We start from the raw sequence: 25,544 nt of genomic DNA on the forward strand, positions 1-25,544 counted from the left end.
CTCTTGCGATTAACGCTTGGAGAACTGGAAGCTCCGGCGGGCTTTCGCGCGGCCGTATTTCTTACGTTCCACTGTCCGGCTGTCGCGGGTGAGGAAGCCTTCCGCCTTCAGCGCCGGGCGCAGGGCCGGTTCATACAGTGTCAGCGCCTTCGAGATGCCGTGACGGACCGCACCGGCCTGGCCGGAGAGACCCCCGCCCTTCACCGTGCAGACAATGTCGAACTGGCCGACGCGGTCGGTAATCTCGAACGGCTGCAGCAGGATCATGCGGAGCACAGGGCGCGCAAAATAGACGTCCTGATCGCGGCCGTTGACGGTCACCTTGCCGGAGCCGGGCTTGATCCAGACGCGGGCAATGGCGTTTTTCCGCTTGCCGGTGGCGTAGGAACGGCCCTGCCCGTCGATCACGGGATCGGGCAGTTCCACTTCGATAACCTCGGCAGCCTCGATCACCTCGGCGCCCTTTTCGGCGACAGCCGGAGCGTCCGCTGCGGCGCCTTTGGTCAGGTCTTTCAAATCCTCAAGGGAGTTTGCTTCATCGGCCATACTCAGGCGCTCCTTACATTCTTGGAATTCATCGACGCAACATCGACCACTTCGGGGTTCTGTGCGGCATGCGGATGTTCGGCCCCGGCGTAAACGCGGAGGTTGCTGAACTGCTCCCGTCCCAGCGGTCCGCGCGGGATCATCCGCTCAACCGCCTTCAGGATCAGCCGCTCCGGATGGGCGCTGCCGAGTGTCTTCTCGGCGGTCCGGCTCTTGATGCCGCCGGGATAGCCGGTGTGCCAGTAGAAGACCTTGTCGGTCAGTTTCTTGCCGGTCAGCGCGACCTTTTCCGCGTTGATGACGATGACATTATCACCGCAATCGATATTCGGGGTATACATCGGTTTATGCTTGCCGCGCAGGCGGGTCGCAATAATCGAGGCAAGACGACCGAGAACGAGCCCTTCAGCATCGATCAGCAGCCATTTCTTCTCCACCTCGGACGGTTTCGCAGAATAGGTTTTCATGTAACTTCCAGCCTTCGCATCAAGCGTGCCACAACAAAATAAAGGGAGCGATTGGCTCCCCGGTCTGATGCGCGGGTATAATATCACTCCGTGCCCAAGTCAACCGAAATAATGCAGTTATTTCACGCTTTTATCTTTGTGGTATCATAATACCTCAATTTTATCCACAAGACATACCCTAGCGTTTCGGCGGGATGGCATAGGTCATGGTGGCATGGGCAACGGGATCATCGAGATCGCCCGCAAACAGGCTGAATTCCCCGATGGCGAGCGTCTTGCCGAGCTTGAGCAGCCGCCCCTCCGCCCGCAAGGTTCCCGGCTCGGGCTTGCGGAGGAAGTTGATATTGAGGCTGGTGGTGACGGCGAGCGCAACGGGGCCGATCTGCGCGAGCAGCAGGAGATACATCGCCGCATCGGCCATTTCCATCATCGTCGGGCCCGAGACCGTCCCGCCCGGGCGCAAATGCCGCTCCGCCGTTGTCATCAGCACCGTGATCGAGCGGTCATCGACATGGGCGACTTTCAGGTTCAGATGATCGACCTGCGGGAAATGTTCCCGGTTGAAGGCTTCGAGCATTTCGGCGGACATGACAGGCACGGGCGGTTTCTCCTCTTATGGGTCCGGGCAAGATAGTCGCCCTCCCCCGGCGTCGCAAGCCTTTCGCAGCGCCCGCAGAAAATTACCGCAATGGCATTGATCCGCCGCCAGAAAGGATTATGGTATCTGTCAAAGATGAAAATGCGAGGAATTCCCCAATGTCTGGCAGAGAAATAACAAGCAAGGACAATGAAGACATCATCCGCCTGAATGTCGCCGATCATATCGCCACCATCACGCTCAACGATCCGACGAGCCGCAACTCCCTCTCGCGCGCGATGATGGGACGGATCCAGGACGTGCTGGACGAGATTGCCGCCTCCCGCGATATCCATGTGGTGATTATCGAGGCGACGGGCCCGGTGTTCAGCTCCGGCCATAACCTGAAAGAGGTCATCGCCGCCAATGAGGATGATACCATCGGCGAGTTGCTCACCCAGTGCTGCACGATGATGCAGGGCGTCGTGAACCTGCCGCAGCCGGTGATCGCCCGCGTCGATGGCGCGGTGACGGCGGCGGGGACGCAGCTTGTCGCCTCCTGCGATCTGGCCTATGCGTCGGACAGCTCGAAATTCGCAACCTCGGGCGTTAATTTCGGGCTCTTTTGCTCGACCCCGATGGTCGCGCTCAGCCGCAATGTCGCGCCGAAGCAGGCGATGGAAATGCTGGTCAGCGGCGACTTCATCGATGCGGCGCGGGCGGTGGAAATCGGGCTGGTCAATGCCGCCCTGCCCCAGGACGAGCTGGATGCGTACCTTAAGAAGATGGCGGCGAACATCGCCTCGAAATCGCCTTATGTGCTGAAACTCGGCAAGGCCGCCTTCTATAAACAGCTCAATATGCCGCTCGATGAGGCCTATAAATTCACCTCCGGCGTGATGCAGGAGAATATCGCCTCCGAGGACGGACAGGAAGGCATGCACGCCTTCAAGGAAAAACGCACGCCTGTCTGGCGGGGAAAATAAGCCGCATGAACCACGACACCTACGCCGATGACTATATCGGCGGCATCCTCAATGACGTCAAAACCATTGCGGTGGTCGGCGCGAGCAGCAACCCCTCGCGGCCGAGCTACTATGTGATGAAATATATGAAGCGCAAGGGCTATCGCTGCATTCCGGTCAATCCGGGCCTTGCGGATCAGGAACTGCTGGGCGAGACGGCCTATGGTTCCCTCTCCGATATCCCCGTGACGATTGATATGGTCGATTGCTTCCGGGCGAGCGAGGCGATCCCGCCGATTGTCGAGGAAGCCATCGCGATAAACGCGAAGGTCGTCTGGATGCAGCTTGGCGTCCGCAACGACGAAGCGGCAGCGACCGCGGAGGCCGCCGGCATCAAGGTCGTGATGAACCGATGCCCCAAAATCGAATATGGCCGCCTGTCCGGCGAGATTGCCTTCATGGGCGGCCGGTCCGGCGTGATTTCTTCAAAACGATCCAAACTAGTAGGGAAAAAATAGCATGAGCAATCCAAAATTCGAGACCCTGTCCATCCATGCCGGTGCTGCGCCGGACCCGACCACCGGCGCCCGCGTCACCCCCATCTACCAGACTTCCAGCTTCGTGTTCGACGATGTGGATCACGCGGCGGAGCTGTTTAACCTTCAGGCCTTCGGCAATATCTACTCGCGCCTGACCAACCCGACCAACGCGGTCCTGGAAGAGCGGGTTGCGACGCTTGAGGGCGGCGCGACGGGCCTCGCCGTTGCCTCCGGCCATGCGGCGCAGCTCATCATCTTTCACACCCTGATGCAGCCCGGCGATGAATTCCTCGCCTCCACCCGGCTCTATGGCGGCTCCATCACCCAGTTCAGCCAGTCCTTCAAGAAGTTCGACTGGAACGCGACTTTCGTCGATCCGAAGGATCCGCAGAGCTTCAAGAAGGCCCTGACACCGAAATGCAAGGCGATCTTTATCGAAAGCCTCGCCAACCCGGGCGGCGTGATGACCGATATCCAGGCCATTGCCGATATCGCCCACGAGGCGGGCATCCCGCTGATCGTTGACAACACGCTGGCGACCCCCTATCTCTGCCGCCCGATCGAGCATGGCGCGGATATCGTCGTGCATTCGGCGACGAAATTCCTCGGCGGTCACGGCAACTCCATGGGTGGCCTGATCATCGACAGCGGCAAGTTCGACTGGAGCGCGTCGGACAAGTTCCCGACCATGAGCCAGCCGAACGACTCCTACCACGGGCTCAAGTTCCACGAGACCTTCGGCGAGCTCGGCTTCGGCATTGCCTGCCGGGCGCTGGGCCTGCGCGATCTCGGCCCGGCCCTGTCTCCGTTCAATGCCTTCATGATCCTGACCGGGATCGAGACATTGCCGCTGCGGATGGAGCGGCACAGCGCCAACGCGCTCAAAGTCGCGGAATATCTGCAAAAGCATGACAAGGTGAGCTGGGTCTCCTACGCGGGTCTCAAGGGCGATCCCTATTATGACCTCGCCCAGAAATACCTGAACGGCGGCGCGGGGGCGGTGCTCACTTTCGGGATCAAGGGCGGCTACGACGCCGGGGTCAAGGTGGTGGAGAGCGTCGAGCTGTTCTCCCATCTCGCCAATATCGGCGATACCCGCAGCCTGATCATCCACCCCAGCTCCACCACCCATCGCCAGCTGGACGAAGACCAGCAGGTCGCGGCGGGGGCCGGGCCGGATGTTATCCGCCTGTCCGTCGGCATTGAGAATGTCGAGGATATCATCGCCGACCTGGATCAGGCCCTCGCCGCCAGCTAGGCGATCTCAGCTATCGTAGACCGATAGCTCGATCAGGTTGAGGTCGGGGTCGCGCACATAGAGGGACGTAATCGTCCCCCGCGCCCCCGTCCGCTTGACCGGCCCCTCCAGAATGTCGATCCCGGCAACCAGCAGCCGGGATTGCATCTCCTCCAGCTCCCCCTCGATAATAAAGCACAGATCCGCCGTGCCCGGCTTCGCCAGATGCGCCCGCGGCGAGAGTTCGCGCCCCGCGACATGCAGGTTGATTTTTGACGATCCGAATTTCAGCGCCTGACGATCTTTTGCGAATTCCTCAAAAATCATTCCCAATATTTCACAGTAAAACGCTTTCGTTCGTTCTAAATCGATAACAGTCAATACGAAATGATCCAGATTTTTTATCATTTATTATTTCTTTAATTTTATTTAAATAAGAATTTGCATATTTTTTATTTTAAACTATCTAAGTAAAAAATGTCATTATTAAGGAAATTTCATGAATTACTCATTAATATTTGCCATAATTATTTCACTGACCTTGCCATCACTTGCCGCCGCCAAGGACGGCACCGTCACCGCGGCCGAAGGCTGGAACAACAGCGCAGGCTTCCAGACATCCTATGACATTCTGACGAAGTCTATCATTGCGGAGCTGATTGAGAAGAAGGAAAACGGTTTTTATGACGGTTTCGACCAGAATAACACCTTCATCACCAATATCGGCGCGCAGACGAACACGATCGGCGCACAGACAATCTTCAATGGCGGCACGCACGGCTCAGTCTCTGTCACCACGACCAATTGCGGCGATACCGCGAGCATTGCGTCCTCAGATTCCTCCGGATCCAATCACATCGAAGCCCACGATGTAACCTGCACGGTGCCAAATAATGCAAGCAATCCTTAAACTCTTATCGCTGACGCCGCTGTTGCTAACCGGCTGCATCGCGACAAGCCATGAAAATGTCGACCTGCCCGTGGGGCCGCCCGTGCAGAACGTGAGCACGCCCTACGACCGGCTGATCACCTGTATTGCAACAAAGGCAAAGCTTGGCGGCGTCTGGGCGGTCGGCGAGATCGTCGACGCCACCGGCAAATTCAGCGGCGAATACGCAGGCACCGGCAAATTTGTCACCCAGGGCGCGGGTGACATGATGCAGACAACCCTGATCAAGGCGAAGGCGGAAAGCGTCGTCAACCGGCGTGACCCTCGCCCCGTCATCTCGGAAATCCAGCTCGGTATCCGTGATGCGAAACAATTCACTCTGATGGACTACTACATCACGGGTTCTGTTAACACGCTCGATTTCATTCCGGGCGCGGCGGCGGAAGTGACCATCGCCGGGATCGGCCCGCGCTATCGCCAGAACCGCGCCATTGTCGGGCTCGATTTGCATCTCACAGATGCGCGCACCTCCGAAGTGCTGGCGGCGGTCAATGTCTCCAAGCAGATCTTCGCCGATGAGGCGGGCTTCGGCATCGGGCGCTTCTTCGGCAGCACACTCGTTGATCTCGACATCAGCGGCCAGAACCGCGAACCGCTGCAGCTCTCTCTTCGCTCAATGCTCCAGTTCGGCTTTTACGAAATGCTGAGCCAGCTCAACCCCGATCTTCGCAAGGATTGCCAGCAGATTGTCGATGCTGTCGAGGGGGTTGAGGACCAGTCCATCAAAAGTTAGACAAAAAACAAACTTATCAAACAGGCGAGCGTCATTTCATTATTCATTACTGTGAAAGGAATATTCCATGAAGAAACTTATTATTACAGCCATGGCCCTGTCCATGATGGCGGCTCCTGCGTTTGCTGCGGATCAGAGCTCCCCGGCGGGCGGCACGAATACCAGTGGCTATAATCGGATTAACGTCGGCGATACGACCGGCACCATCACCAACGGCGGCGCCTATTCCGCGACTTACGGGTCCAGCAACGTTGGCGCAACAGCGGCCATCACCGTCATCAATGACGACGTGCATGCCCCATCCTTCTTCGGCCTTCCGACCTCCGGCGATTTCTCCTATACCGCCGTCAGCACGACGGCCATCGGCGCGAACACCTATTATGCGGAGGGTTTTGGCGGGAGCATCCAGATCGGCGTTCCAACAGAGCCCGCCGTTGACGATACTCCTCCCTCGAACTATTGGACTCAGGGTAATTTCCACCGTTAATCAAATGTTTGGAGACCGGTCAGCCTGAGGGCTGGCCGGCTTTTCTCAGGCCCTGCTCGGCGCCGAGCTCATGGACGACGAAGACCGCGAAGGCCAGCACCAGCATGCCGCCCGCCTGATGCGCCGCGCCAAGAGGAACCGGCACCACATAGAGCAGGGTGACAATGCCGAGGAAGACCTGCGCGAACACCATAGAGACCAGCGCGGCGATCCCGGCCCGCGCGCCTACGCCAAGGTCCCGCCCGCGGCTGATCAGATAGAGCCAGATGCTGACCCCGGCGATGGCATAGCCGACCATGCGGTGCACGAACTGCACGGTAGAGGGGTTTTCAAGGAAGTTGTGATAGAGCGGCACGAGGTCGAACATATCGGCGGGCAGGAAGGTGCCGCCCATCATCGGCCAGTCCGTATAGATGAAGCCCGCGTTGAGCCCGGCAACAAAGCCGCCGATCAGGATCTGCAGCGCGATCAGCGCCAGCAGCCCCCAGGCCACCCGCCGCACCGCGCCATGGGCCTCCGGGTGGCCTTGATACGGCGGGCGCAGGAGATCGAAAATCGTCCAGAGCAGCGCCGCGAAAATCAGGCTCGCGAGCGCGAGATGCGCCGTCAGGCGGTAATGGCTCACATCCGGATCATCGACCAGCCCGCTTTTCACCATGAACCAGCCCATGCCCCCCTGCGCCGCACCGAGCAGGAACAGAAGCGCAAGCCGGGGCGCCATTTGCCTCGGGATTTTTCTCAGGAGCAGCAGCAGCACGAAGGGCACGAAGAAGGCGATGCCGATAATGCGGCCGAGCACGCGGTGGGCATATTCGAAGGCGTAGATTTCCTGAAACTCGAAGAGCGACATGCCCTTGTTGATCTTCTGATATTCGGGGAAGGCCTTGTAGCGCTCGAACTCCGCCATCCAGGCCTCGTGGCTGAGCGGCGGCAGCCAGCCCGTAATCGGCTTCCAGTCGGTCATGGAAAGGCCCGAATTGGTGAGCCGCGTCACCCCACCGAGCACGATCATGGCAAACACCAAGAGCGCCACCAGCGCGAGCCATCCAACCACCAGCCTGCGCCCGTCATGCGCGGGCGCGACCCTGTTTTCCTGAACATCCGTCGTCATGGCCCGCACCATAGCCGAAACCTGCGCAAAAGCAATATAGCGCGAGCTATTGCGGCACTCCGTCGCAGGGGTTTTGAAGAAGGACTATAAGCCTACGTGCCGATACTTGCATTACGGGAATAAATGCAGGATATTTCAAGGCATGGATCATATTAGAAAATGGTTTGCAAGACCACTTGATGAGGGCGTCACCGTGTTTGGCTGGCTCGCCGTGATCGTCGGTGGGGGGCTAACACTATATATTTTGATCCCACGGATATGGTCAGAAGTAGAGAGCAATGCGATTTTAAATTTCTTTGGAGTCGTTTTCGCCGCTGGAATAACCGTATGGGGTTCTGCCTACGTAGCAGCTTATCGCTATAGCGCAGAAAAAAAGGAAAATGCATACAATGCAGCGAGCTTACTCTCTTTAGAGCTTTCTAAGACTATCGGATACTATCAGGCAGCATTAGATAAAATCCAAGAAGACACTCAAAACCCATGGCAAGCCGCGATAGATTTTTTCAAACTAAAACCAAAACCGAAGATCTCCGCTCTCGTCGATGCAATACATATAATGAATCTAGACGAAGAAGTTAAATTAAGATTGCTTCTATTAGACATTAGAATATTAAGACCACTAGATTTTAATTCATGGGACGAAGAAATACAGAACAAAATAAATATAAACGAAAGTGTTGTATTGGATTTGAAAGAGAAAATTGAAAAAATAATTGAATTACGAGATATTCTATATGTCAAATACCCAGATTTAAACATAGATTTCGATATTTAATTTTTCGAAGTTCAATTATCCCACTAAGAAAGCCCCGAAACGGTGAGGTTTCGAGGCTCTCTCAATTGGTCGGGCAGGCCGGGATTGGGACCGGCATCTTGACTTTAATCAAAAAATGTGTATATATTTGCGCATGGAGCGGGATAGCAGGAAAATCGTCAGGAGGTTGATGCAGGACGGTTTCGAGCTTGTCAGCGTAAAGGGTTCTCACCATAAATTCCGGAAAGGGCCGCTCGTTGTCGTGGTGCCGCACCCGAAAAAGGACCTGCCGCTTGGCACCGCCCGCAGTATCGCGAAGATGGCTGGCTGGATATAAAGGAGAGAAGGACATGAAACAGTTTATCGCCCTTGTTCATAAGGACCCGGACAGCGCCTACGGCGTTGAGTTTCCGGACGCGCCGGGCTGTTTTTCCGCCGCCGATGAGCTTGCCGACCTTCAGCCCAACGCCACCGAGGCATTATCGCTTTACTTTGAAGGCGAAGAGGTGCCCGAGCCCCGCGATCTGGAGGAAATCCGGGCGGAAGTGGCGGCGGAAATCGCTCAGGGCGCCTTCCTGATGGCGATCCCGCTGGTGACCAGCCGTACGCGCATCGTCCGCGCCAATATCTCCATGGACAAGGGAACGCTCGACGCCATCGATCAGGCGGCCAAGTCACGTGGCCTCAACCGCTCCGCCTTTCTCGCCGAAGCCGCGCTCAACGAGATTGAAGGCCGCCACTAAAAAAGCCCCGAAACGGTGAGGTTTCGAGGCTTTTAATTGGTCGGGCAGGCCGGATTTGAACCGACGACCCCTTCACCCCCAGTGAAGTGCGCTACCAGGCTGCGCTACTGCCCGCCATGTCCTGGTGGAACCGTTCCCGGCCCGAGGCTGGCGCACTATACTGACGGGCAGGCGCGTTGGCAACGCCCGTTCTGCGGCATCGGCATATTTTTTTGTGCCCGCCGAAATCCCCTCAAGCCCCGCTCAGGCGAGCAGCTCTTTCAGCTCCTTCAGCTCCCCGAGAACGCGGCGGATCTGCGCCCTGTCGTCATTCGAGAGCGGCGCCGTCACCTCTCCCTCCCCGTCGCTCGCCGTGTGGCTGAGCGCCGGGTTGCCCTCGGCCCGGGCGGCGGAGACCATGGCGTCGACATTGTCGATGCGCCCGCCCTGCTCTTTTAAGAGTTTCTGCGCGCCGCGGATGGTGAAGCCATGCTTGTAGAGAAGGTCGCGGATGCCGCGGATCAGCTCGATATCGGAGGGACGGTAGTAGCGCCGCCCGCCGCCGCGCTTCAGGGGCTTGACGATCTTGAACTTCGTCTCCCAGAAGCGCAGGACATGCTGCGGCACATCAAGCTCCGCCGAGACTTCGCTGATGGTCCGAAAGGCGTCCGGCGATTTCTGCAGTTTTTGAGCCTCTCTCGCCACGTTATGCGCCACCGTTGCCTTCGTTGATCTTGTCTTTCAGGACATGGGACGCACGGAAGACGAGGACGCGCCGCGGATTGATCGGCACCTCTTCCCCGGTTTTCGGGTTGCGGCCGACGCGGCCGGATTTCTGGCGCACCTGCAGACTGCCGAAAGAGGAAATCTTTACGGTTTCACCGGCGACGAGCCGGTCTGATATCTCTGACAGGATTGCCTCAACGTGATCCGCGGATTCATTCCGCGACAATCCGACCTGCTGATAGACAGCCTCTGCCAAATTTGCTCTGGTCAATGTGTTTTTTGTCATGATTTTACCCCATTAGACCTAACAGGATTATCAATGCGGCCCGCGCCGTCAATCATAAAGGTGCAATTTCCGCCCGTTACCCGCCTAAAAGTCGGTTTTTAGGCAAAAAAGGGCGATAACTGATTGAAATTGATCAGGGAATTGAGGAGCTGAGGGCGCCGCCTCAAAAAGAGATTCGCAAAATTACCAGCGGACCAGCGCCGAGCCCCAGGTAAAGCCGCCGCCCATGGCCTCAAGCAGCAGCAGATCGCCGCGCTTGATGCGCCCGTCCCGTACCGCCTCATCCAGCGCAAGGGGAACAGATGCAGCGGAAGTATTGCCGTGTTTATCGACAGTTAGAACGACTTTCTCAGGATCGAGTTTAAGTTTCCTGCCGGTGCCGTCGATGATTCGCTTGTTCGCCTGATGCGGGATCAGCCAGTCGATATCGGCGGTCTCCAGCCCGGTCGCCTCCAGCGCCTCATGAACCACGCTGGCGAGGTTGTTGACGGCGTGGCGGAAAACCTCCCGCCCCTCCATGCGCAGATATCCGGTCGTCTGTGTGGAGGAGGGTCCGCCGTCCACATAGAGCAGGTCATGCTTGTCGCCGTCCGAATGCAGATGGCTGGTCAGGATACCGCGATCGTCGGACGTGCCCGCCCCCTCCTCAGCTTCGAGGATAATGGCCCCGGCGCCGTCCGCGAACAGGACGCAGGTCGTCCGGTCTTCCCAGTCGAGAATGCGCGAGAAAGTCTCGGCGCCGATCACCAGCGCCCGGTTCACCTGCCCGGATTTCACAAAATTGTCCGCCGTCGCCAGCGCGTAGAGAAAACCTGTACAGACAGCCTGAACGTCGAAAGCAAATCCCCGCGTCATGCCGAGATTCTTCTGCACCACGGTGGCGGTCGCCGGAAAAGTCTCGTCCGGCGTCGCGGTCGCGAGCACGATAAGATCGATGTCATTCGCATCGAGCCCCGCCATCTCCAGCGCCGCCTTCGCCGCATGGGTGGCAAGATCGGAGGTTAGCTCATCATCCGCCGCGATATGGCGCTGCCGGATTCCGGACCGGGCGACGATCCATTCGTCCGTCGTATCCACCATCGTCGACAGCTCTTCATTTGTGAGGATTCGTTTCGGCAGGTAGGACCCGGTGGCGGTAATAACTGAGCGGCGCATAAATTTCCTGTTCTATCCGGCATCTTCAGCAGAGCTGGAGGCTTGATTATTCTTTGGGGTGGCCTTGGCGGGCATTTCCGCCGCCTCAGTCATCTTCTCCGCTTCCGTCGCGGACCCGGCTGCATTATTACTCATTTTCTGCGCCATATCAAAGGTCTCGAAATGATCCCGCATTTTCTCGACCAGATCGTCGGAGACCATCTCGACGGCGACTCCGATTGCATTGGCGAAGCCCGTCTCGTCGGTGCCGCCATGGCTTTTCACGCAGATGCCGTTGAGGCCGAGGAGCACCCCGCCGTTATAGACCCGCGGGTCCAGCCGCTCGCGGAGAATATTCAGCCCCCCGCGCGCAAACAGATAGCCGATGCGCGCCATCAGGGAGCTGCGAAAGCCCGCGCGCAGGAAGTCGGTGAAGAGCCGGACCACCCCTTCGGCGGTTTTCAGCGCCACATTCCCGGTGAAACCGTCGGTCACGATCACATCGACGACGCCGCGCGTGATGTCATCGCCCTCGACGAAGCCCTGATATTCAAAGGGCGGGTTTTCAATGGAACGGAGGCGGTCCCCCGCCGCCTTGATGGTATCATGGCCCTTGAGTTCCTCGCTGCCGACATTGAGCAACGCGACCCGCGGGGGCACACGGCCAAGCACGGCGCGGGCAAAATCGGCGCCCATGAAGGCAAACTGGACGAGGTTTTCAGCATCGCATTCGACATTTGCACCAAGGTCCAACATCACCGTCTCCCCGCGCGGGGATGGCAATACGGAGGCAATGGCCGGGCGGTCGATCCCCGCCATCATGCGCAAGGAGAATTTTGCCATCGCCATCAGTGCGCCGGTATTCCCGGCGGAGACAACGGCCCCGGCCTCCCCATCGCGCACGGCATCGATCGCAAGACGCATACTGCTCTTGCGGCCCTTGCGGAGCGCCTGACTGGGTTTGTCCTCTGACCTGATCGCCTCGTCGGTGTGGCGCAGATCGCAGACGGCGCTTACGCCGGGATAGGTTTTCAGCAGCGGCTCCAGCCGCGCCTCGTCCCCGAATAACAGAAAGCGGGCCTGAGGAAATTGTATGCGCACAATGTCGATGCCCTTAATCACGATGTCAGGAGCGTGATCTCCTCCCATCGCATCAAGGGCAATGACAATATTCTCAGGCATATTTCTGTCCGGGTCCGACCATCCTCATCAGCTGAGGCCGATCAGAGAATGTCGCTCGTTTCCAGAATTTCGCGATCGCCATAATGGCCGCATTCACCGCAGATATGATGAGCGCGCTTCATTTCGCCGCAGTTCGGGCATTCCTGCACCTGCGTTCCCGGCAGGGCATCATGGGCCCGGCGCATGTTCCGCTTGGATTTGGTGGTCTTCCTCTTTGGTACTGCCATTTTCTCGTCTCTCACTCTTGATGCCCCGGGCAGGGGCGACATATAAATTACGTCGATATGAATTTGCGTTATGCCTTCATATCACTTCTTGCTCATCAAGTCCCTCAAATTTGCAAAGGGCTGATGCACCCCCTGCTCCTTTTTCACCTGTTCAAGGTCCAGTTCCTGCGCCGCCGCGTCCTCCGGCAGGTCGTCCCGGCGCGGATAAGGTTCAAGCGCCAGTGCGATCTGCTCCTGTATTACCTCGGCCAGGTCAATCCGGCCGCCCGTGATCAGCGTAGGCGGGTCCGGCTCGTCCAGACCGACCACCTTTTCCGTCTCCTCTATGACGACATCCCGAGGGTCAAAGGTGTAGAACACCGTGAATTCCTCGTCAATCGTCTGTGACACCGGGTCCAGCGTCACCACGCAGGCCTGAACCGCCGTTGCCGTTATCCGGCCGGAGACCGCGACCTGCCCGTTTGCGCCCTCGCGCACAAGCGATCCGCTGGCCGTCACGTCCGACAGGCCCAGTATATCAAGGGCCGCGGCCAATGCGTCACATTCTTCTTCTGTCGCCCGGATATCGAAGCTCATCGGCTCCCGTCCGATGCGTTCGACATTCATCAACCGAGCGAAACCACCCCCGGTTTTCGTCATCGCGACATTTCCTTCCTAAATTCGTTCCGGTCGAACCGGTTTGGCGGCATCCGGCGGCCGCTGCGATTCGAAGGCGCGAAAATACTGGTTTAGATGCGCGCGGTCAATGGCTTTTGTCATTTCCCGGAAAAGCGCTGTTTTGCAGCAAAAAACCGCCGGAAACCCCGGTTATGACGCCGCGCTCGCGGTCCCGTCAAAATCGCCGAAATCCGCTTTCCCGGCCATCAGCGGATCCAGCCCCGCCGCCGCCAGCCGTGCATCCGCCGCCCGGACATAATCGGCAAGGCGCTTAACCGCCTCCGCAGGGACATTCTCGACGGAACCATAGTGATCCCGCTCCAGCGCCGTTTCCAGCGATTCCCCGCCACCGCCCAGCGCTACCTCATAAGCCGCAACACGGCCATAGAATGCCTTGGCCATCTTCTTGATATGCTTGCCGATACTTAAATCGCCGATGCCAATCTCGCGCAAGGACTGGTCCATATCCGCGAACATCTGATCGAACAGGGTCTGCGAGAGCTTCTGCGCCGCCTCCCCCTGCCCTTTCAGATGGCGCATGACGAGGAAGGCATGCAACGAGATCATCTCGAACCGGCCGTCAACCGTATCGGGGACGGCAGCGACCTCGTAAAAGGCGGGCTGGCGGGATTGACGGACAATTTCCACATAGAGCGCCGCGGCGGCGGCTTCCTGCGGATTGCGGCGGAAAAATTTTGCAAAGACCACTCGGCGGCTCCTGCTCTTCGGACGCGGCGGCGTTTTCTTCAAAATATCGACGCCGCCATACCAAGAAAATTTGACATTTGCCGACTGGCAAGCCATTTATTGTCCCTGAATTAAGCATTTCGCGACGCATAGTCAACTTAAAGCGGCGCCGGGGCATCGTGACCATGAAACAATTGAAGACAGGGCTTTGCATTGCCGTTCTCGGCCTCGCGCTCAGCGCCTGCGAGCCCATCAAGATGGACCAGGGATATCATCTCGATCCGGAGCAGCTGGCGCTGATCGAGACGGGCGTGACGAACAAGGATGCCGTGCAGCAGCTCATGGGCTCCCCGTCCAGCATCGCCACCTTCCAGACTGAAGGCGACGCCTGGTACTATATCAGCAGCAAGACCGAGCATTACGCCTTCTTCGAGAAGGAAGTGAAATCCCGCAATATCGTGATCGTCCTGTTCAATATCGACGATGTGGTTGCGGAAGTCGCCGACCTCAGCCTGGAAGATGGCCGCGAGATCGAGGTTGTCCAGCGCGAAACCCCGACGGGCGGACGCGAGCTTGGCCTCTTGGAGCAGCTCTTCGGCAACCTCGGCCGCTTCAACACCGCCGGCGAAGGGCAGTAATATACATCAGACAACACGGTGCCGGATCACCCCGCCTAGCCTGGCGACCGCTCGCCCTGTTCAATATAATTGAAGGCCTGCAACAGCTGAAGGGTCATAATGCCCCAGAAGACGCCGCTTATCAGGCCAGACGAGGCACCATACAAAGCGGAAAATCCAACCGTCGCGCTCAGCGCCTTGTTCGTGGCAATCACAACCGACAGCGCATATTTCGCCAGGAAGCTGATGATGATGAAAATCAGCGTCAATGGCGTCCCCGGGCGCCATACCCGCCGGGTCTTCCGGTCGTAAGTGGCGGCGGGATAAAGCCGGAAAAGCCCCCAGCCCACCCCAAATCCGACACCCAGTCCGACGCCAAACACCGCCAGCGCAGTCGGCCATTCGGGCAAGTTCGTGAAGACCGCATAAAGACCCCAGACAAAGAAGAATACCGGAATCAGCAACATGCGCACCGGTCGCACTTCCCGCGGGCGAAGCGCGGTAATTCCACTCATGACAAGAAGGGCAAAAAGCGGCCAGACCCAGATCGGCGTATGGGTAATGATGTCCATGATCGACATTCTTCATCAACTCCCGACATCGTCCCGCCCTGTTTATGCCTGCTGTCGTGGGACTGATTGATGGCGGATTGAACATACGTGAGCCAATGGATGCCGTCTGTGCGCGCCGTCACCAGATGGGCGCCGTTACGACAGGCAATAAAAAAAACCCCCGGTCAGTGACCGGGGGTTTTCCGTTGCAAGGCTAGCTTGACGGTGGGCTCAGTGAGCCAGCGCCGCCAGCAGCAGAAGCGCGATGATATTTGTGATCTTGATCATCGGGTTCACCGCGGGACCCGCCGTATCCTTGTAGGGATCGCCGACCGTATCGCCGGTCACCGCCGCGGCGTGGGCATCCGTGCCCTTGCCGCCGTGGTTGCCGTCCTCGATATACTTCTTGGCGTTATCCCAGGCACCGCCGCCCGCCGTCATGGAGACCGCGACGAACAGGCCGGTGATGATCACGCCGAGCAGCATGGCGCCGACGGTCGCAAAGGCCGCTGACTTGTCCGCCACCAGATACATCAAGAAGAAGACGACAATCGGGGCGAGCAGCGGCAGCAGGGACGGAATGATCATTTCCTTGATCGCCGCCTTGGTCAGCATGTCAACCGCCCGGCCATAGTCCGGCTTGCCGGTGCCTTCCATGATCCCGGGGATTTCCTTGAACTGGCGGCGCACTTCACGCACAACGGCACCCGCCGCGCGGCCAACCGCCATCATGCCCATGGCCCCGAAGAGATAGGGCAGCAGACCACCGAGGATCAGGCCGACCACAATATACGGGTTCTGCAGGCTGAAATCGAGGGTCACACCCTGGAAGAAGCTGAACTCCGTCGGTGTGGCCTCGCTGATGAAATGTTTGAGGTCTTCCGTATAGGCCGCAAACAGCACCAGCGCGCCGAGACCGGCGGAACCGATAGCATAGCCCTTGGTGACGGCTTTCGTCGTATTGCCAACCGCATCGAGCGCGTCCGTGGTCTTGCGGACATCCTCGTCCATTTCCGCCATTTCCGCGATACCACCCGCGTTATCCGTTACCGGACCGTAAGCATCGAGCGCCACGATCATCCCGGCCAGCGCCAGCATGGTGGTCACCGCGATGGCAATGCCGAACAGCGCCGCGAAGTTATAGGACACCACAATACCGGCGCAGATGATGATCGCCGGAACCGCCGTTGCCTCCATCGAGACCGCGAGGCCCTGAATGACGTTCGTGCCATGACCGGTCTCCGATGCCGCCGCGATGCTGCGAACAGGGCGGTATTCAGTCGAGGTATAGTACTCCGTGATCCAGATCAGCAGACCGGTGACCACCAGCCCGACAAGGCCGCAGAAGAACAGGCTCATACCGGTGAACTCCTTCTCACCGATCGTATAGACCGTATCCATGCCGATGGTCAGCATGGTGACAGGCCAAAGCGCGATGGCGGAAAGAACCGTCGTCACGATAAAGCCCTTGTAGAGAGCGCCCATGATGCTGTTATTCGCACCGAGCTTGACGAAGAAGGTGCCGATGATGGAGGTAATGATGCAGACCGCGCCGATCATCAGCGGATAGGACATCAACGCCACATCATTCACAAAATAGATGGACCCCAGCACCATGGTAGCAACGACCGTCACCGCATAGGTCTCGAACAGGTCGGCCGCCATACCGGCGCAGTCACCGACATTGTCGCCCACGTTATCGGCAATCACCGCCGGGTTACGGGGGTCATCCTCGGGGATACCGGCTTCGACCTTGCCCACCAGGTCGGCGCCGACGTCGGCGCCCTTGGTGAAGATACCGCCGCCGAGACGGGCGAAGATGGAGATGAGCGAGGCGCCGAGGCTGAGGGCGACAAGGCTGTTGACCATATCGCGGCCGTCAACGCCCGCCGCTGTCAGATATGCGTAGTAGCCAGCCACCGCGAGCAGCGCGAGACCAACCACCAGCAGACCCGTGATCGCGCCCGCCTTGAAGGACACATCCAGGCCGTCGCTCAGGCTCTTGGAGGCCGCGGCCGCCGTACGGACGTTGGCCCGGACGGACACATGCATGCCGATAAAGCCCGCAGCGCCGGAAAGAACCGCGCCGATCAGGAAGCCGATGGCCACTTTCAGGCCGAGCAGGAAGAACAGGATGATAAATATAACGATCCCGACCAGACCAATGGTCAGATACTGCCGGTTCAGATAGGCGGATGCCCCCTCCTGAATGGCGGATGCAATTTGCTGCATCTTTTCGGTACCGGCATCACGTGACAGAACCGACCGACCTGCATAAGCACCATAGCCCAAGGCTATCAGCCCGCAGATAATCGGTATCCATAATTCTACTGACATTCTTTAGTTCCCCATCAATGTTACGAAAAAACCATCAAGAAAATGGCCATACTTTTGTTGTTATTGTTGTCGCCAAGTACCCCCTAGGATATTCAACTCGGCTAAATTAGACTAAAGTCGGGCGTAGAATGCCAGATTACCTTTGGTTTCGCAAGCTATTGGAATTGCCTAATTTAGGGGATGCTTTTTCAGCATTTTTTTCCATTAGCCGGTGGCATATTTTTTCGGAACATGCTATCGCAACGCCAGCAATTTCAGGAGACTGCGCGTAATGGATATATCTAAAATTCCGGCCGGCCGGGATGTGCCCCGGGATGTTAATGTCGTCATCGAAATTCCGCTGGGCGGCGTGCCGGTAAAATATGAGGTCGAGAAGGAGAGCGGCGCCATGTTCGTCGACCGCTTCCTGCATACGGCCATGTTCTATCCGTGCAACTACGGTTTCATCCCCCATACCCTCGCAGACGACGGCGATCCGGTTGATGTGCTGGTCGCCGGTCCGATCCCGGTGATGCCGGGCGCTGTCATCCGGGCGCGCCCCGTCGGTGTCCTGATCATGGAGGACGAGGCCGGACAGGACGAGAAAATCCTCAGCGTGCCGGTGGACGACCTTCACCCCTACTATTCCAACATCAGCAATTACAGCGACCTGCGCGGCATCCTGCTGGACCAGATCTCCCATTTCTTCGAGCATTACAAGGATCTCGAAGAAGACAAATGGGTGCGGATCGTGCGCTGGGGCGATGCGGAGGAAGCCTCCGACATGATCGTGAAGGCGCTGGTCTCCAAGTAAGTCTTTGAAAAACCGCAGCGGCGCGGTGGCCGATTATCCCGCCGCGACCCTGCGGCTGCCCGTGCGCAGGCTCCAGAGCGCGAGCAGGATGACAACCGCCAGCAGCGGCAGGGCGCCGTAGTTGACGACGTCCCAGCCGAACCGCTCCTGCAGCTGGCCGCTCATGAGAGAGGCCGTCGCCACCGTCCCGAAGACGAGGAAGTCATTCAGCCCCTGCACCTTCGCTGTTTCCGACGGCTTGTAGGTTGTCGTCACCAGCGTCGTGCCGCCGATGAACATGAAGTTCCACGACAGGCCGAGCAGAACCAGCGCAATATAGAAATTCGCAAGTTCCAGCCCGCTTAAGGAAACGATCACGCTCACCACCCCGAGCAGCGCGCCAAGCAGGATGATCTTGTATTCGCCGAAACGGGAAATCAGGTTGCCGGTGAAGAAGCTCGGGCCGAACATGGCGACCACATGCCAGCTGATGACATTGAAGGAATCGCTCGGCTGATGACCGCAGCCAACCATGGCGAGCGGCGTCGCCGTCATCACCAGGCTCATCACCCCGTAGCCGATCATGGCGCTCAGCACCGCGACGATGAAGGTCGGCTGGCGCACGATCTCGGACAAAGGCCGCTGCGCCTGCTCATGATCCGGTATATGCATTTTCGGGATTTTCACGAAGCTGATAAACAACAACGCAAGAAAGCCGAGCAGGACGATCGACAGATAGGAGCCCATATAGAGGAAGGGCGCGAACAGGTCCTTGCTGTGGCTGGCGATCTGCGGGCCGATGAACCCGGCGATCACCCCGCCCGCCAGCACATAGGAGACGGCCTTGCTCCGGTTCTTCTCCCCGGCGATGTCAACGGCGGCAAAGCGGTAGTAGTTGCCGAAGGCCGTATACATACCGACGAGGATGGCGCCGAAAACGAACGCCCAGAAATGGCCGATCCAGATGGCATAGCTGCAGATCGCGGCGCCGGTCATGCCGATCACCGCCCCGAACATGAAGCCCATCTTGCGCCCCACCTGCCGCATGAAGAGGGAGGCGGGAATGGTCGCAATCGCCGTGCCGGTCACCACCGCCGTCACCGGCAGGGTCGCCAGCGACTTGTCATCACCCAGCAGCAGGAGGCTGGCCAGCGCCGCCGAGGAGATCATGATCGAGGTGGTGCTGTTCATCAGGGCCTGACAGCCCGACATCAATAAAATGCTGATCTTGGTGCGCCGGTCCATCATTCTGTCGCCCTTACCTGACTGTTGTTATTTTGCGGACGAAACTGTTTATGCCGCACCTTTGAGGGGTTGGTAACTCTTTAATATGTCGTAGCTATAGACGCAATCGGCCTTGACAGGCACCGCGTCCTGCTGCCGGTGCCAGAGGCTGAACAGCCCCTTTTCCCAGCGGTCCGGATCCAGCAGGACCATATTCGCATAGAGACCCGGCGTTGAGAGCATCTCTTCATGATGCTCTTTCTCTTTTCGCATCAGTTCGCCGACCGGACGGCCGGCGGGCACCTTGTCGATGGAACTGGAAAGGAAGGTCGGCGTCTTGCCTTGCGCCGGACCATAATCGAAGGAGATGATCTGCCAGCTCCGCACCCGCGGGCGGCCAAAGGTCTCGATCACGCCGTTGAACAGCTTGTCGAGCAGGAAATCCTGGGCGAACTGGGCATTCTCCCAGATATAAAAGGGCGCGTAGACATGCTCGTCTGATTCATAGAGGTAGAATTTATGTCGCAGTCCCGGACAGCCGTCGAACAACCCACTGCGCGCTGCCACATGCTTGTGCATTTGCGCCGTATCAAAATCCTGTGGCAAGCGAACCATGTATTGCATCGCCAGCATGCATTTCTCCCATAAACTACATCGAATTTTCGTGAAATATGTCAATAATGTGACACAATGACAACCCACAGAATCGCATAGCTATTATGCAATATCGCGGAAGGGTTCAGAAATGCTGCCAGCCGCGGGTCTTGAGGGGCATATCCGAACCGTCTTCATCGACGACGCGCACCCCCTCTCCCGCCGTCATCCTGCCAATAACGGTGAGGGCGATGCCGCTATCCTTCGCGAGATCGTCAAGCTCTCCTTCCAGCGCGGGCGGCAGGGTGAAGGCCAGCTCATAGTCATCGCCGCCGGTCAGCACAACCTCGCGAAGACGGCTGTCTTTAGTAACGACTTCGCGGGCAGGATCGGAGAGCGGGACCCGCGCCCACTCGATCACGGCGCCAAGGTTTGATTCCTTGGCGATATGGCCGATATCGGCGAGCGGGCCGTCGGAAATATCGATGCAGGCCGTCGCCCTGCCCGTCAGCAAGCGGCCAAGCGCAAGCCGTGGCTGCGGCAGATGATAGCGCCGGACAAGCGCCTGCCGCGCCTCTTCCTTTAAGGTGCCGAGTTCGCCTTTGAGAGCCAGCAGGCCAAGCGCCCCGTCCCCGAGCGTGCCGGAGACAACGATGAGATCGCCCTCGCCTGCCCCGTTGCGGCGAAGCGCCTTGCCCGCCGCCACCTCGCCGATGGCCGTTAGCGACAGCGAGAGCGGGCCCGGCGTGCGCACCGTATCCCCGCCCAAAAGGCCGATGCCGAATTCCTCCTGATCCATCTGAAGGCCGCTTACGAATCCCTCAATCCAGTCCCGGGGCAGCTTTTCCGGCCAGAAGGTCGCGAGAAGATAGCCGACCGGTGTCGCCCCCATGGCCGCAAGGTCGGAAAGATTCACCCGGAGCAGCTTGCGCGCCACGGCCTCCGCCGGATCGTTTTCAAGGAAATGCACGCCCGCGACCATGGCATCCTTGGCGAGGACCAGATCCTGGCCCGGCGTCGGGACAAGCACCGCCGCATCATCGGTGAGGTCAAGCGCGGCGGGGGTTCCGGCCGCCAGCGGTTTCAGCAACCGGTCGATCAGCGCGAATTCGCCGTTGCCGTTGCCTGTCTCCGCCTCTGTCATCTTATTCGAATTCGCCGGCGCGCAGCTCTTTCGCAATCTTGTCGAGCACGCCGTTGACCAGCGCCGGTTCCTTGCCGGTGAAGAAAGTCCGGGCGATGCCGATATATTCCTTGATCAGGACCTTGGCCGGCATATCGACCCGGGCGAGGAATTCATAGGTTGCCGCCCGCAGAAGGCAGCGCAGCACGACTTCCAGCCGGTCCGTCTTGCGGTCCTTCTCCAGCCGCGCGGCGATCAGGGCGTCTATTTCCTCTTGCCGCGCCGCCGTATTGAGGACGATATCTTCAAACAGCGGCTTGTCGCTATCCTTGAACTGGTCGCCATCCAGCTCCTTGCCGACGCGATGCAGCAGGAATTCCTCCACCACCTCGCGCGGGGACTTGCTGTCATGCTCCAGCTGATAGAGGGCCTGCACGGCATTGAGCCGGGCCAATGTGCGGCGGCTATGCTTGTCGCCCCGCTTCTCGCTGCGTGCGTTCATCTGGGGAACATCCCGAATTTTTCCTTCAGCCCAAGCATGGCGAGCGCCGCTTCCGCCGCGCCGCCGCCCTTGTTCTTCTCTTCCTTGCGGGCCCGTGCCCAGGCCTGCTCGTCATTCTCGCAGGTGATGATGCCATTGCCGAGCGCGATGCAATAATCCGTCGAGAGATCCATCAGCGCCCGCGCGCTTTCCTCCGACACCGTATCGTAATGGGAGGTTTCCCCGCGGATCACGCAGCCAAGCGCGACATAGGCATCGAAGCGCCGCCGCCCGCCGGTAAACTCCATCGAGCGGAGGGCGAAGCGGATGGCCGCCGGAATCTCAAGACAGCCCGGCACCTGCACGATCTCATAGGTCGCGCCCGCCGCCTCCAGCACCTCTTTCGCGCCGTCGAGCAGCGCATCGGAGATATCGCGGTAGAAATCCGCCTCGACGATCAGGACATGTTTTTCACTGCTCATGCTTTAGCCCCTCTTCGCGATGGCGCGGGTTTCCGTGATCGCGAGGCCATAGCCGTCAAGCCCGACCACGGTGCGCTGGTTATTGGACAGCAGGATCATATTCTTGATCCCGAGGTCGATCAGAATCTGGGCACCGATACCATAGTCGCGCAGCTCCTGCGATTCCTTCAAGGGCTCGCCGAGCTTGCGGCGCACCCGGTCCGAGAGCGCCATCGGCCGCGGCTCGCGGATCAGGACGACAACGCCCTTGCCCGCCGCATCGATCTGCGCCATTGCGTCATGGAGGATGTCCGGATGCTCATCGAGCTCGCCGAGGACATCGCCCAGCAGGTTGAGCGCATGCATGCGGACGATCACCGGTTCCTCGCCGGAGACATCGCCTTTGACCAGCGCCACATGCTCTGCATATTCGGGCTTGTTGGAGAAGACGATCATCTTCCAGTCGCCGCCGTATTTACTGGAAATATCGGCTTCGACCTCGCGCTCGATCAGGCTGTCGTGACGGCGGCGATAGGCGATCAGGTCGGCGATAGTGCCGACTTTGAGGCCATGGAACTGCGCGAATTTCACAAGGTCGGGCAGCCGCGCCATGGTCCCGTCGTCATTCATGATCTCGCAGATCACACCGGCGGGCATCAGCCCGGCAAGGCGGGAGATATCGACTGCCGCCTCCGTATGGCCGGCGCGGCGCAACACACCGCCCTCGCGCGCGACCAGCGGGAAGACATGCCCCGGGGAGACGATATCCTGCGCCTTCTTCGTTGGGTCGATGGCGACCGCAATGGTGCGGGCGCGGTCGGCGGCGGAAATACCGGTGGTCACCCCTTCGCGCGCCTCGATCGAGACGGTGAAATTGGTGGTCAGGCGGGAGGCGTTATCCTGCGCCATCAGCGGCAGGCCGAGATGATTGATCCGTTCCTCTGACATGGAGAGGCAGATCAGCCCGCGGCCATGCTTGGCCATGAAGTTGATTGCCTCCGGCGTTGCCATCTGCGCGGGGATGACAAGATCCCCCTCATTCTCGCGGTCTTCCGCGTCGACCAGCACGAACATCTTGCCGTTGCGGGCATCTTCAATGATTTCCTCCGTCGAGGAGAGGTATTCCTTATAGCTCATTTCTTATTATTTACCTCAGTCATGCGCGCGACGTAGCGCGCCAGTACATCTATTTCAAAATTGATCCGGCGGCCAACGGTCAGGGTACCGAAGGTCGTATGTTCCTGCGTATGCGGGATGATATTAACGCCGAAGCTATCGTCACCGACTTCATTCACGGTCAGCGAAATGCCGTCCAGACAGATCGAGCCCTTGGCGGCGACAAGGCCCGCATATTTCGCGGGCAGCGAGAAGACCAGCCGGGTGGAATCGCCGACTGTCTCCTGATGCAGGACCATCACCACCGCATCGACATGACCAGTGACCACATGGCCGCCAAGCTCGTCGCCGATTTTGAGCGCCCGCTCCAGATTGATCTTCGTTCCTTCCCGCCAGTCATCGAGATTGGTGCAGGAGAGAGTTTCCTCCGACACATCGACGGCGAACCAGCCCTCGCCTTTCTCAACCACGGTCAGGCAGGGGCCCGAACAGGCGATGGACGCGCCGATATCGATCGTATCGGTGTCATAGGAGGTTTCGATTTCAAAGCGGGTATCGCCGGTTTTTTCAACCCTGCGCACCCGTCCGACATCCGTGATAATGCCTGTAAACATATTGCTCAGTTCCGAAGAAAATAACTTTCAAGTAAATCATCGCCCAGCCGACGTTCCTCGATCAGGCGAAGTTGCGGTGCGTCTTTCAGTTTCTCAAGACCGATGGATTGCAGGGCCGGAATGCCGTCCCCGCCGATAATCGTGCCCGCGCGAAACCACATCAGACGATCCGCCAGTTCATCTTTTATCAGCGTTGCCAGAAGATGGGAACCACCCTCGACAAGTATTCGCGTTATTCCCGCCTTGGCGAAAGCCCTGAGACCGGCGGTCATATCGGGCAGGCCGCTGTGATTGGCGGGCACCTCGATAATCTTCACGCCGACATCGGCGAAGGCCTGCAGGCGGTCGGCATCATTGCCGGCGATGGTAAGAATCCAGAGAGGTACTTGTTTAGCAGACTGCACCAGCTTCGAGGTGAGCGGCAGCCGCAGCCGCGAATCCGCGACAATGCGGATCGGGGAATAGCGTTCCAGCCCGTCGACCCGGCAGGTCAGCTCCGGGTTGTCGACAAGCGCGGTGGTGACGCCGATAAGAATCGCATCGTTCTGCGCCCGCAGCATATGGCCATAGCGCCGCGCGGCCGTACCGGTGATCCATTTGGAATCGCCTGTCGCCGTCGCGATCCGGCCATCGAGGCTGGTCGCCATTTTAAGAGTGATCAGCGGCCGATCATGCAGGCGTGTCAGAATAAAGCCCGCGTTAAGCTCCGCCGCTTCATTACCAAACAGCCCTTCCGCCACGTCAACACCCGCCTCTTCCAGGATGCGGATGCCACGGCCGTTGACCCGCTCATCGGGATCGCGCAGCGCAACGACCACCCGGCGCACCCCGGCCTCCACCAGGCTCTCGGCGCAGGGCGGGGTTTCGCCGTGATGGGCGCAGGGTTCAAGCGTGACATAGGCCGTCGATCCCGTTGCCGCCGCCCCGGCCATCGCAAGCGCCATTGCCTCCGCATGCGGGCGGCCACCATCCTGTGTCCAGCCGCGACCGACCACCTGCCCGTCCTTCACCAGCACGCAGCCGACCGCCGGGTTCGGCGCCACCCGGCCGAGACCGCGCGCAGCCAGCCGGAGCGCGGCCCGCATAAAGAGTTCATCGCGGCTGTTAAACTGAGCAGTCATGGATACCGGCTTTTTAAGGTCAGGCGGTTTCAGCGTTCCGTCGGGACGGTGGTACTGAGCTCGCCGATAAATTCTTCGAAATCCTTGGCTTCGCGGAAGTCCTTATAGACGGAGGCGAAGCGGACATAGGAAACGCTGTCGAGCTGTGCCAGCCCCTCCATCACCAGTTCACCGATTTTCTCCGACGGGATTTCCTGATCGCCGCTGCTTTCAAGCTGGCGGACGATGCCGTTGATCATGCGGTCGATGCGGTCCTGATCGACCGGGCGCTTGCGGGTGGCGATGCTGATGGAACGCTCCAGCTTGTCCCGCTCGAACACGCTGCGCTGACCGTCCTTTTTCAGCACCGTCAGTTCGCGCAGCTGGACCCGCTCGAAGGTGGTGAAGCGGGCGCCGCATGTCGCGCAGGCCCGCCGCCGCCGGATCGCGGTGTTATCCTCGGTCGGTCGGCTATCCTTGACTTGTGTTTCTTCACTACTGCAAAATGGACAGCGCATCCGAACGTCCCCTTATTCTCTGATCAATCCCAACATCCCCCTGCCGTATC

At 59.0% G+C, this 25,544-nt stretch carries 34 protein-coding genes and 1 tRNA gene; 11 read left to right on the plus strand and 24 right to left on the minus strand.

Going from position 1 to position 25,544, the window contains the following annotated elements; translation table 11 throughout:
- Positions 1–9 precede the first annotated feature (9 nt).
- The 3 genes from rpsI to AAC599_RS09310 all read right to left on the minus strand — a co-directional run bounded on the left by rpsI (position 10) and on the right by AAC599_RS09310 (position 1,602).
- Complete coding sequence (gene rpsI / locus AAC599_RS09300; protein ID WP_340150297.1) at positions 10–405, minus strand: 30S ribosomal protein S9; 396 nt, start codon at positions 403–405, stop codon at positions 10–12.
- Positions 406–548: 143 nt separating this feature from the next.
- Entirely contained in the window at positions 549–1,013 is a 465-nt protein-coding gene (gene rplM, locus AAC599_RS09305) for a 50S ribosomal protein L13 (RefSeq protein ID WP_340150128.1), read from the minus strand.
- Positions 1,014–1,191: 178 nt separating this feature from the next.
- Complete coding sequence (locus tag AAC599_RS09310) at positions 1,192–1,602, minus strand: PaaI family thioesterase (protein ID WP_340150298.1); 411 nt, start codon at positions 1,600–1,602, stop codon at positions 1,192–1,194.
- A 167-nt stretch (positions 1,603–1,769) separates the two neighbouring features.
- On the opposite strand from AAC599_RS09310, the gene AAC599_RS09315 reads away from it, so the two are divergent.
- The 3 genes from AAC599_RS09315 to AAC599_RS09325 are packed head-to-tail and all read left to right on the plus strand — an operon-like array spanning position 1,770 to position 4,352.
- Positions 1,770–2,576, plus strand: coding sequence for an enoyl-CoA hydratase (locus tag AAC599_RS09315; RefSeq protein ID WP_340150129.1), 807 nt, complete (start codon positions 1,770–1,772; stop codon positions 2,574–2,576).
- 5 nt (positions 2,577–2,581) lie between these two features.
- A complete protein-coding gene (locus tag AAC599_RS09320) occupies positions 2,582–3,073 on the plus strand; it encodes a CoA-binding protein (protein WP_340150130.1) in 492 nt (163 codons plus the stop codon).
- Position 3,074: 1 nt separating this feature from the next.
- Positions 3,075–4,352, plus strand: a complete 1,278-nt coding sequence (locus tag AAC599_RS09325) for an O-acetylhomoserine aminocarboxypropyltransferase (RefSeq protein WP_340150131.1) — start codon at positions 3,075–3,077, stop codon at positions 4,350–4,352.
- A gap of 6 nt (positions 4,353–4,358) precedes the next feature.
- Here the strand turns inward: AAC599_RS09325 and AAC599_RS09330 are convergent, their stop codons facing one another.
- Entirely contained in the window at positions 4,359–4,739 is a 381-nt protein-coding gene (locus AAC599_RS09330; protein ID WP_340150132.1) for a VOC family protein, read from the minus strand.
- 91 nt (positions 4,740–4,830) lie between these two features.
- Here AAC599_RS09330 and AAC599_RS09335 point away from each other — a divergent pair, with 91 nt between their 5' ends.
- From AAC599_RS09335 to AAC599_RS09345, 3 genes are all read left to right on the plus strand, one after another.
- On the plus strand, positions 4,831–5,241 hold the full coding sequence (locus AAC599_RS09335; RefSeq protein WP_340150133.1) for a hypothetical protein: 411 nt from the start codon (positions 4,831–4,833) through the stop codon (positions 5,239–5,241).
- The gene (locus tag AAC599_RS09340; RefSeq protein WP_340150134.1) at positions 5,225–6,013 is read left to right on the plus strand and encodes a CsgG/HfaB family protein; all 789 of its coding nucleotides are present in this window, start codon (positions 5,225–5,227) and stop codon (positions 6,011–6,013) included. Before AAC599_RS09335 ends, AAC599_RS09340 begins: the two co-directional genes overlap by 17 nt.
- 67 nt (positions 6,014–6,080) lie before the next feature.
- Positions 6,081–6,500: a hypothetical protein gene (locus tag AAC599_RS09345; RefSeq protein WP_340150135.1), complete on the plus strand. Its 420-nt coding sequence runs from the start codon at positions 6,081–6,083 to the stop codon at positions 6,498–6,500.
- A 19-nt stretch (positions 6,501–6,519) separates the two neighbouring features.
- Here AAC599_RS09345 and AAC599_RS09350 read toward each other — a convergent pair whose 3' ends face one another.
- Positions 6,520–7,611 (minus strand): COX15/CtaA family protein, encoded by a 1,092-nt coding sequence (locus tag AAC599_RS09350; protein WP_340150136.1) that lies wholly within the window; start codon positions 7,609–7,611, stop codon positions 6,520–6,522.
- Between the two features lie 142 nt (positions 7,612–7,753).
- Here AAC599_RS09350 and AAC599_RS09355 point away from each other — a divergent pair, with 142 nt between their 5' ends.
- The 3 genes from AAC599_RS09355 (at position 7,754) to AAC599_RS09365 (ending at position 9,108) form a co-directional block, all read left to right on the plus strand.
- Positions 7,754–8,386: a hypothetical protein gene (locus AAC599_RS09355; protein ID WP_340150137.1), complete on the plus strand. Its 633-nt coding sequence runs from the start codon at positions 7,754–7,756 to the stop codon at positions 8,384–8,386.
- Positions 8,387–8,519: 133 nt separating this feature from the next.
- The gene (locus AAC599_RS09360; RefSeq protein ID WP_340150138.1) at positions 8,520–8,702 is read left to right on the plus strand and encodes a type II toxin-antitoxin system HicA family toxin; all 183 of its coding nucleotides are present in this window, start codon (positions 8,520–8,522) and stop codon (positions 8,700–8,702) included.
- Positions 8,703–8,715: 13 nt separating this feature from the next.
- Positions 8,716–9,108: a type II toxin-antitoxin system HicB family antitoxin gene (locus AAC599_RS09365; protein ID WP_340150139.1), complete on the plus strand. Its 393-nt coding sequence runs from the start codon at positions 8,716–8,718 to the stop codon at positions 9,106–9,108.
- Positions 9,109–9,145: 37 nt separating this feature from the next.
- On the opposite strand, the gene AAC599_RS09370 is transcribed toward AAC599_RS09365, so the two are convergent.
- From AAC599_RS09370 to AAC599_RS09405, 8 genes are all read right to left on the minus strand, one after another.
- A tRNA-Pro gene (locus AAC599_RS09370) sits at positions 9,146–9,222 on the minus strand.
- A gap of 129 nt (positions 9,223–9,351) precedes the next feature.
- A complete protein-coding gene (locus AAC599_RS09375; protein WP_340150140.1) occupies positions 9,352–9,804 on the minus strand; it encodes a MerR family transcriptional regulator in 453 nt (150 codons plus the stop codon).
- A complete protein-coding gene (locus AAC599_RS09380) occupies positions 9,794–10,099 on the minus strand; it encodes an integration host factor subunit alpha (protein WP_340150141.1) in 306 nt (101 codons plus the stop codon). The genes AAC599_RS09375 and AAC599_RS09380 overlap by 11 nt, the downstream gene beginning before the upstream one ends.
- Before the next feature lie 183 nt (positions 10,100–10,282).
- On the minus strand, positions 10,283–11,254 hold the full coding sequence (locus AAC599_RS09385) for a beta-ketoacyl-ACP synthase III (RefSeq protein ID WP_340150142.1): 972 nt from the start codon (positions 11,252–11,254) through the stop codon (positions 10,283–10,285).
- A 12-nt stretch (positions 11,255–11,266) separates the two neighbouring features.
- Entirely contained in the window at positions 11,267–12,415 is a 1,149-nt protein-coding gene (gene plsX, locus AAC599_RS09390) for a phosphate acyltransferase PlsX (RefSeq protein WP_340150143.1), read from the minus strand.
- 41 nt (positions 12,416–12,456) lie between these two features.
- On the minus strand, positions 12,457–12,642 hold the full coding sequence (gene rpmF / locus AAC599_RS09395) for a 50S ribosomal protein L32 (protein ID WP_339632162.1): 186 nt from the start codon (positions 12,640–12,642) through the stop codon (positions 12,457–12,459).
- An 81-nt stretch (positions 12,643–12,723) separates the two neighbouring features.
- Positions 12,724–13,281: a DUF177 domain-containing protein gene (locus AAC599_RS09400; RefSeq protein ID WP_340150144.1), complete on the minus strand. Its 558-nt coding sequence runs from the start codon at positions 13,279–13,281 to the stop codon at positions 12,724–12,726.
- A 168-nt stretch (positions 13,282–13,449) separates the two neighbouring features.
- Positions 13,450–14,007, minus strand: a complete 558-nt coding sequence (locus AAC599_RS09405) for a ubiquinol-cytochrome C chaperone family protein (protein WP_340150145.1) — start codon at positions 14,005–14,007, stop codon at positions 13,450–13,452.
- 164 nt (positions 14,008–14,171) lie between these two features.
- On the opposite strand from AAC599_RS09405, the gene bamE reads away from it, so the two are divergent.
- On the plus strand, positions 14,172–14,624 hold the full coding sequence (gene bamE / locus AAC599_RS09410; RefSeq protein WP_340150146.1) for an outer membrane protein assembly factor BamE: 453 nt from the start codon (positions 14,172–14,174) through the stop codon (positions 14,622–14,624).
- A gap of 35 nt (positions 14,625–14,659) precedes the next feature.
- Here bamE and AAC599_RS09415 read toward each other — a convergent pair whose 3' ends face one another.
- Positions 14,660–15,184 (minus strand): DUF6622 family protein, encoded by a 525-nt coding sequence (locus AAC599_RS09415; RefSeq protein WP_340150147.1) that lies wholly within the window; start codon positions 15,182–15,184, stop codon positions 14,660–14,662.
- Between the two features lie 201 nt (positions 15,185–15,385).
- On the minus strand, positions 15,386–17,491 hold the full coding sequence (locus AAC599_RS09420; protein ID WP_340150148.1) for a sodium-translocating pyrophosphatase: 2,106 nt from the start codon (positions 17,489–17,491) through the stop codon (positions 15,386–15,388).
- Positions 17,492–17,762: 271 nt separating this feature from the next.
- Between AAC599_RS09420 and ppa the strand changes: the two genes are divergently transcribed.
- A complete protein-coding gene (gene ppa / locus AAC599_RS09425) occupies positions 17,763–18,284 on the plus strand; it encodes an inorganic diphosphatase (RefSeq protein ID WP_340150149.1) in 522 nt (173 codons plus the stop codon).
- Between the two features lie 33 nt (positions 18,285–18,317).
- On the opposite strand, the gene AAC599_RS09430 is transcribed toward ppa, so the two are convergent.
- From AAC599_RS09430 to nrdR, 9 genes are all read right to left on the minus strand, one after another.
- Positions 18,318–19,475, minus strand: coding sequence for an MFS transporter (locus tag AAC599_RS09430; protein ID WP_340150150.1), 1,158 nt, complete (start codon positions 19,473–19,475; stop codon positions 18,318–18,320).
- An 81-nt stretch (positions 19,476–19,556) separates the two neighbouring features.
- Positions 19,557–20,120: a DUF4865 family protein gene (locus AAC599_RS09435; protein ID WP_340150151.1), complete on the minus strand. Its 564-nt coding sequence runs from the start codon at positions 20,118–20,120 to the stop codon at positions 19,557–19,559.
- Between the two features lie 106 nt (positions 20,121–20,226).
- The gene (gene thiL / locus AAC599_RS09440; protein WP_340150152.1) at positions 20,227–21,225 is read right to left on the minus strand and encodes a thiamine-phosphate kinase; all 999 of its coding nucleotides are present in this window, start codon (positions 21,223–21,225) and stop codon (positions 20,227–20,229) included.
- A 1-nt stretch (position 21,226) separates the two neighbouring features.
- Positions 21,227–21,706: a transcription antitermination factor NusB gene (gene nusB / locus AAC599_RS09445; protein ID WP_293958572.1), complete on the minus strand. Its 480-nt coding sequence runs from the start codon at positions 21,704–21,706 to the stop codon at positions 21,227–21,229.
- Positions 21,703–22,167 (minus strand): 6,7-dimethyl-8-ribityllumazine synthase, encoded by a 465-nt coding sequence (locus AAC599_RS09450; protein WP_340150153.1) that lies wholly within the window; start codon positions 22,165–22,167, stop codon positions 21,703–21,705. The genes nusB and AAC599_RS09450 overlap by 4 nt, the downstream gene beginning before the upstream one ends.
- A gap of 3 nt (positions 22,168–22,170) precedes the next feature.
- On the minus strand, positions 22,171–23,283 hold the full coding sequence (ribB, locus tag AAC599_RS09455; protein ID WP_340150154.1) for a 3,4-dihydroxy-2-butanone-4-phosphate synthase: 1,113 nt from the start codon (positions 23,281–23,283) through the stop codon (positions 22,171–22,173).
- Positions 23,280–23,876 carry a riboflavin synthase gene (locus tag AAC599_RS09460; protein ID WP_340150155.1) on the minus strand — a complete coding sequence of 199 codons (597 nt, stop codon included), beginning with the start codon at positions 23,874–23,876 and terminating at the stop codon, positions 23,280–23,282. Before AAC599_RS09460 ends, ribB begins: the two co-directional genes overlap by 4 nt.
- A gap of 5 nt (positions 23,877–23,881) precedes the next feature.
- On the minus strand, positions 23,882–24,997 hold the full coding sequence (gene ribD, locus AAC599_RS09465) for a bifunctional diaminohydroxyphosphoribosylaminopyrimidine deaminase/5-amino-6-(5-phosphoribosylamino)uracil reductase RibD (protein ID WP_340150156.1): 1,116 nt from the start codon (positions 24,995–24,997) through the stop codon (positions 23,882–23,884).
- A 29-nt stretch (positions 24,998–25,026) separates the two neighbouring features.
- Entirely contained in the window at positions 25,027–25,494 is a 468-nt protein-coding gene (gene nrdR / locus AAC599_RS09470; protein WP_293958581.1) for a transcriptional regulator NrdR, read from the minus strand.
- Positions 25,495–25,544 lie beyond the last annotated feature (50 nt).

This window comes from uncultured Sneathiella sp. (assembly GCF_963976355.1).
GTDB lineage: Bacteria > Pseudomonadota > Alphaproteobacteria > Sneathiellales > Sneathiellaceae > Sneathiella.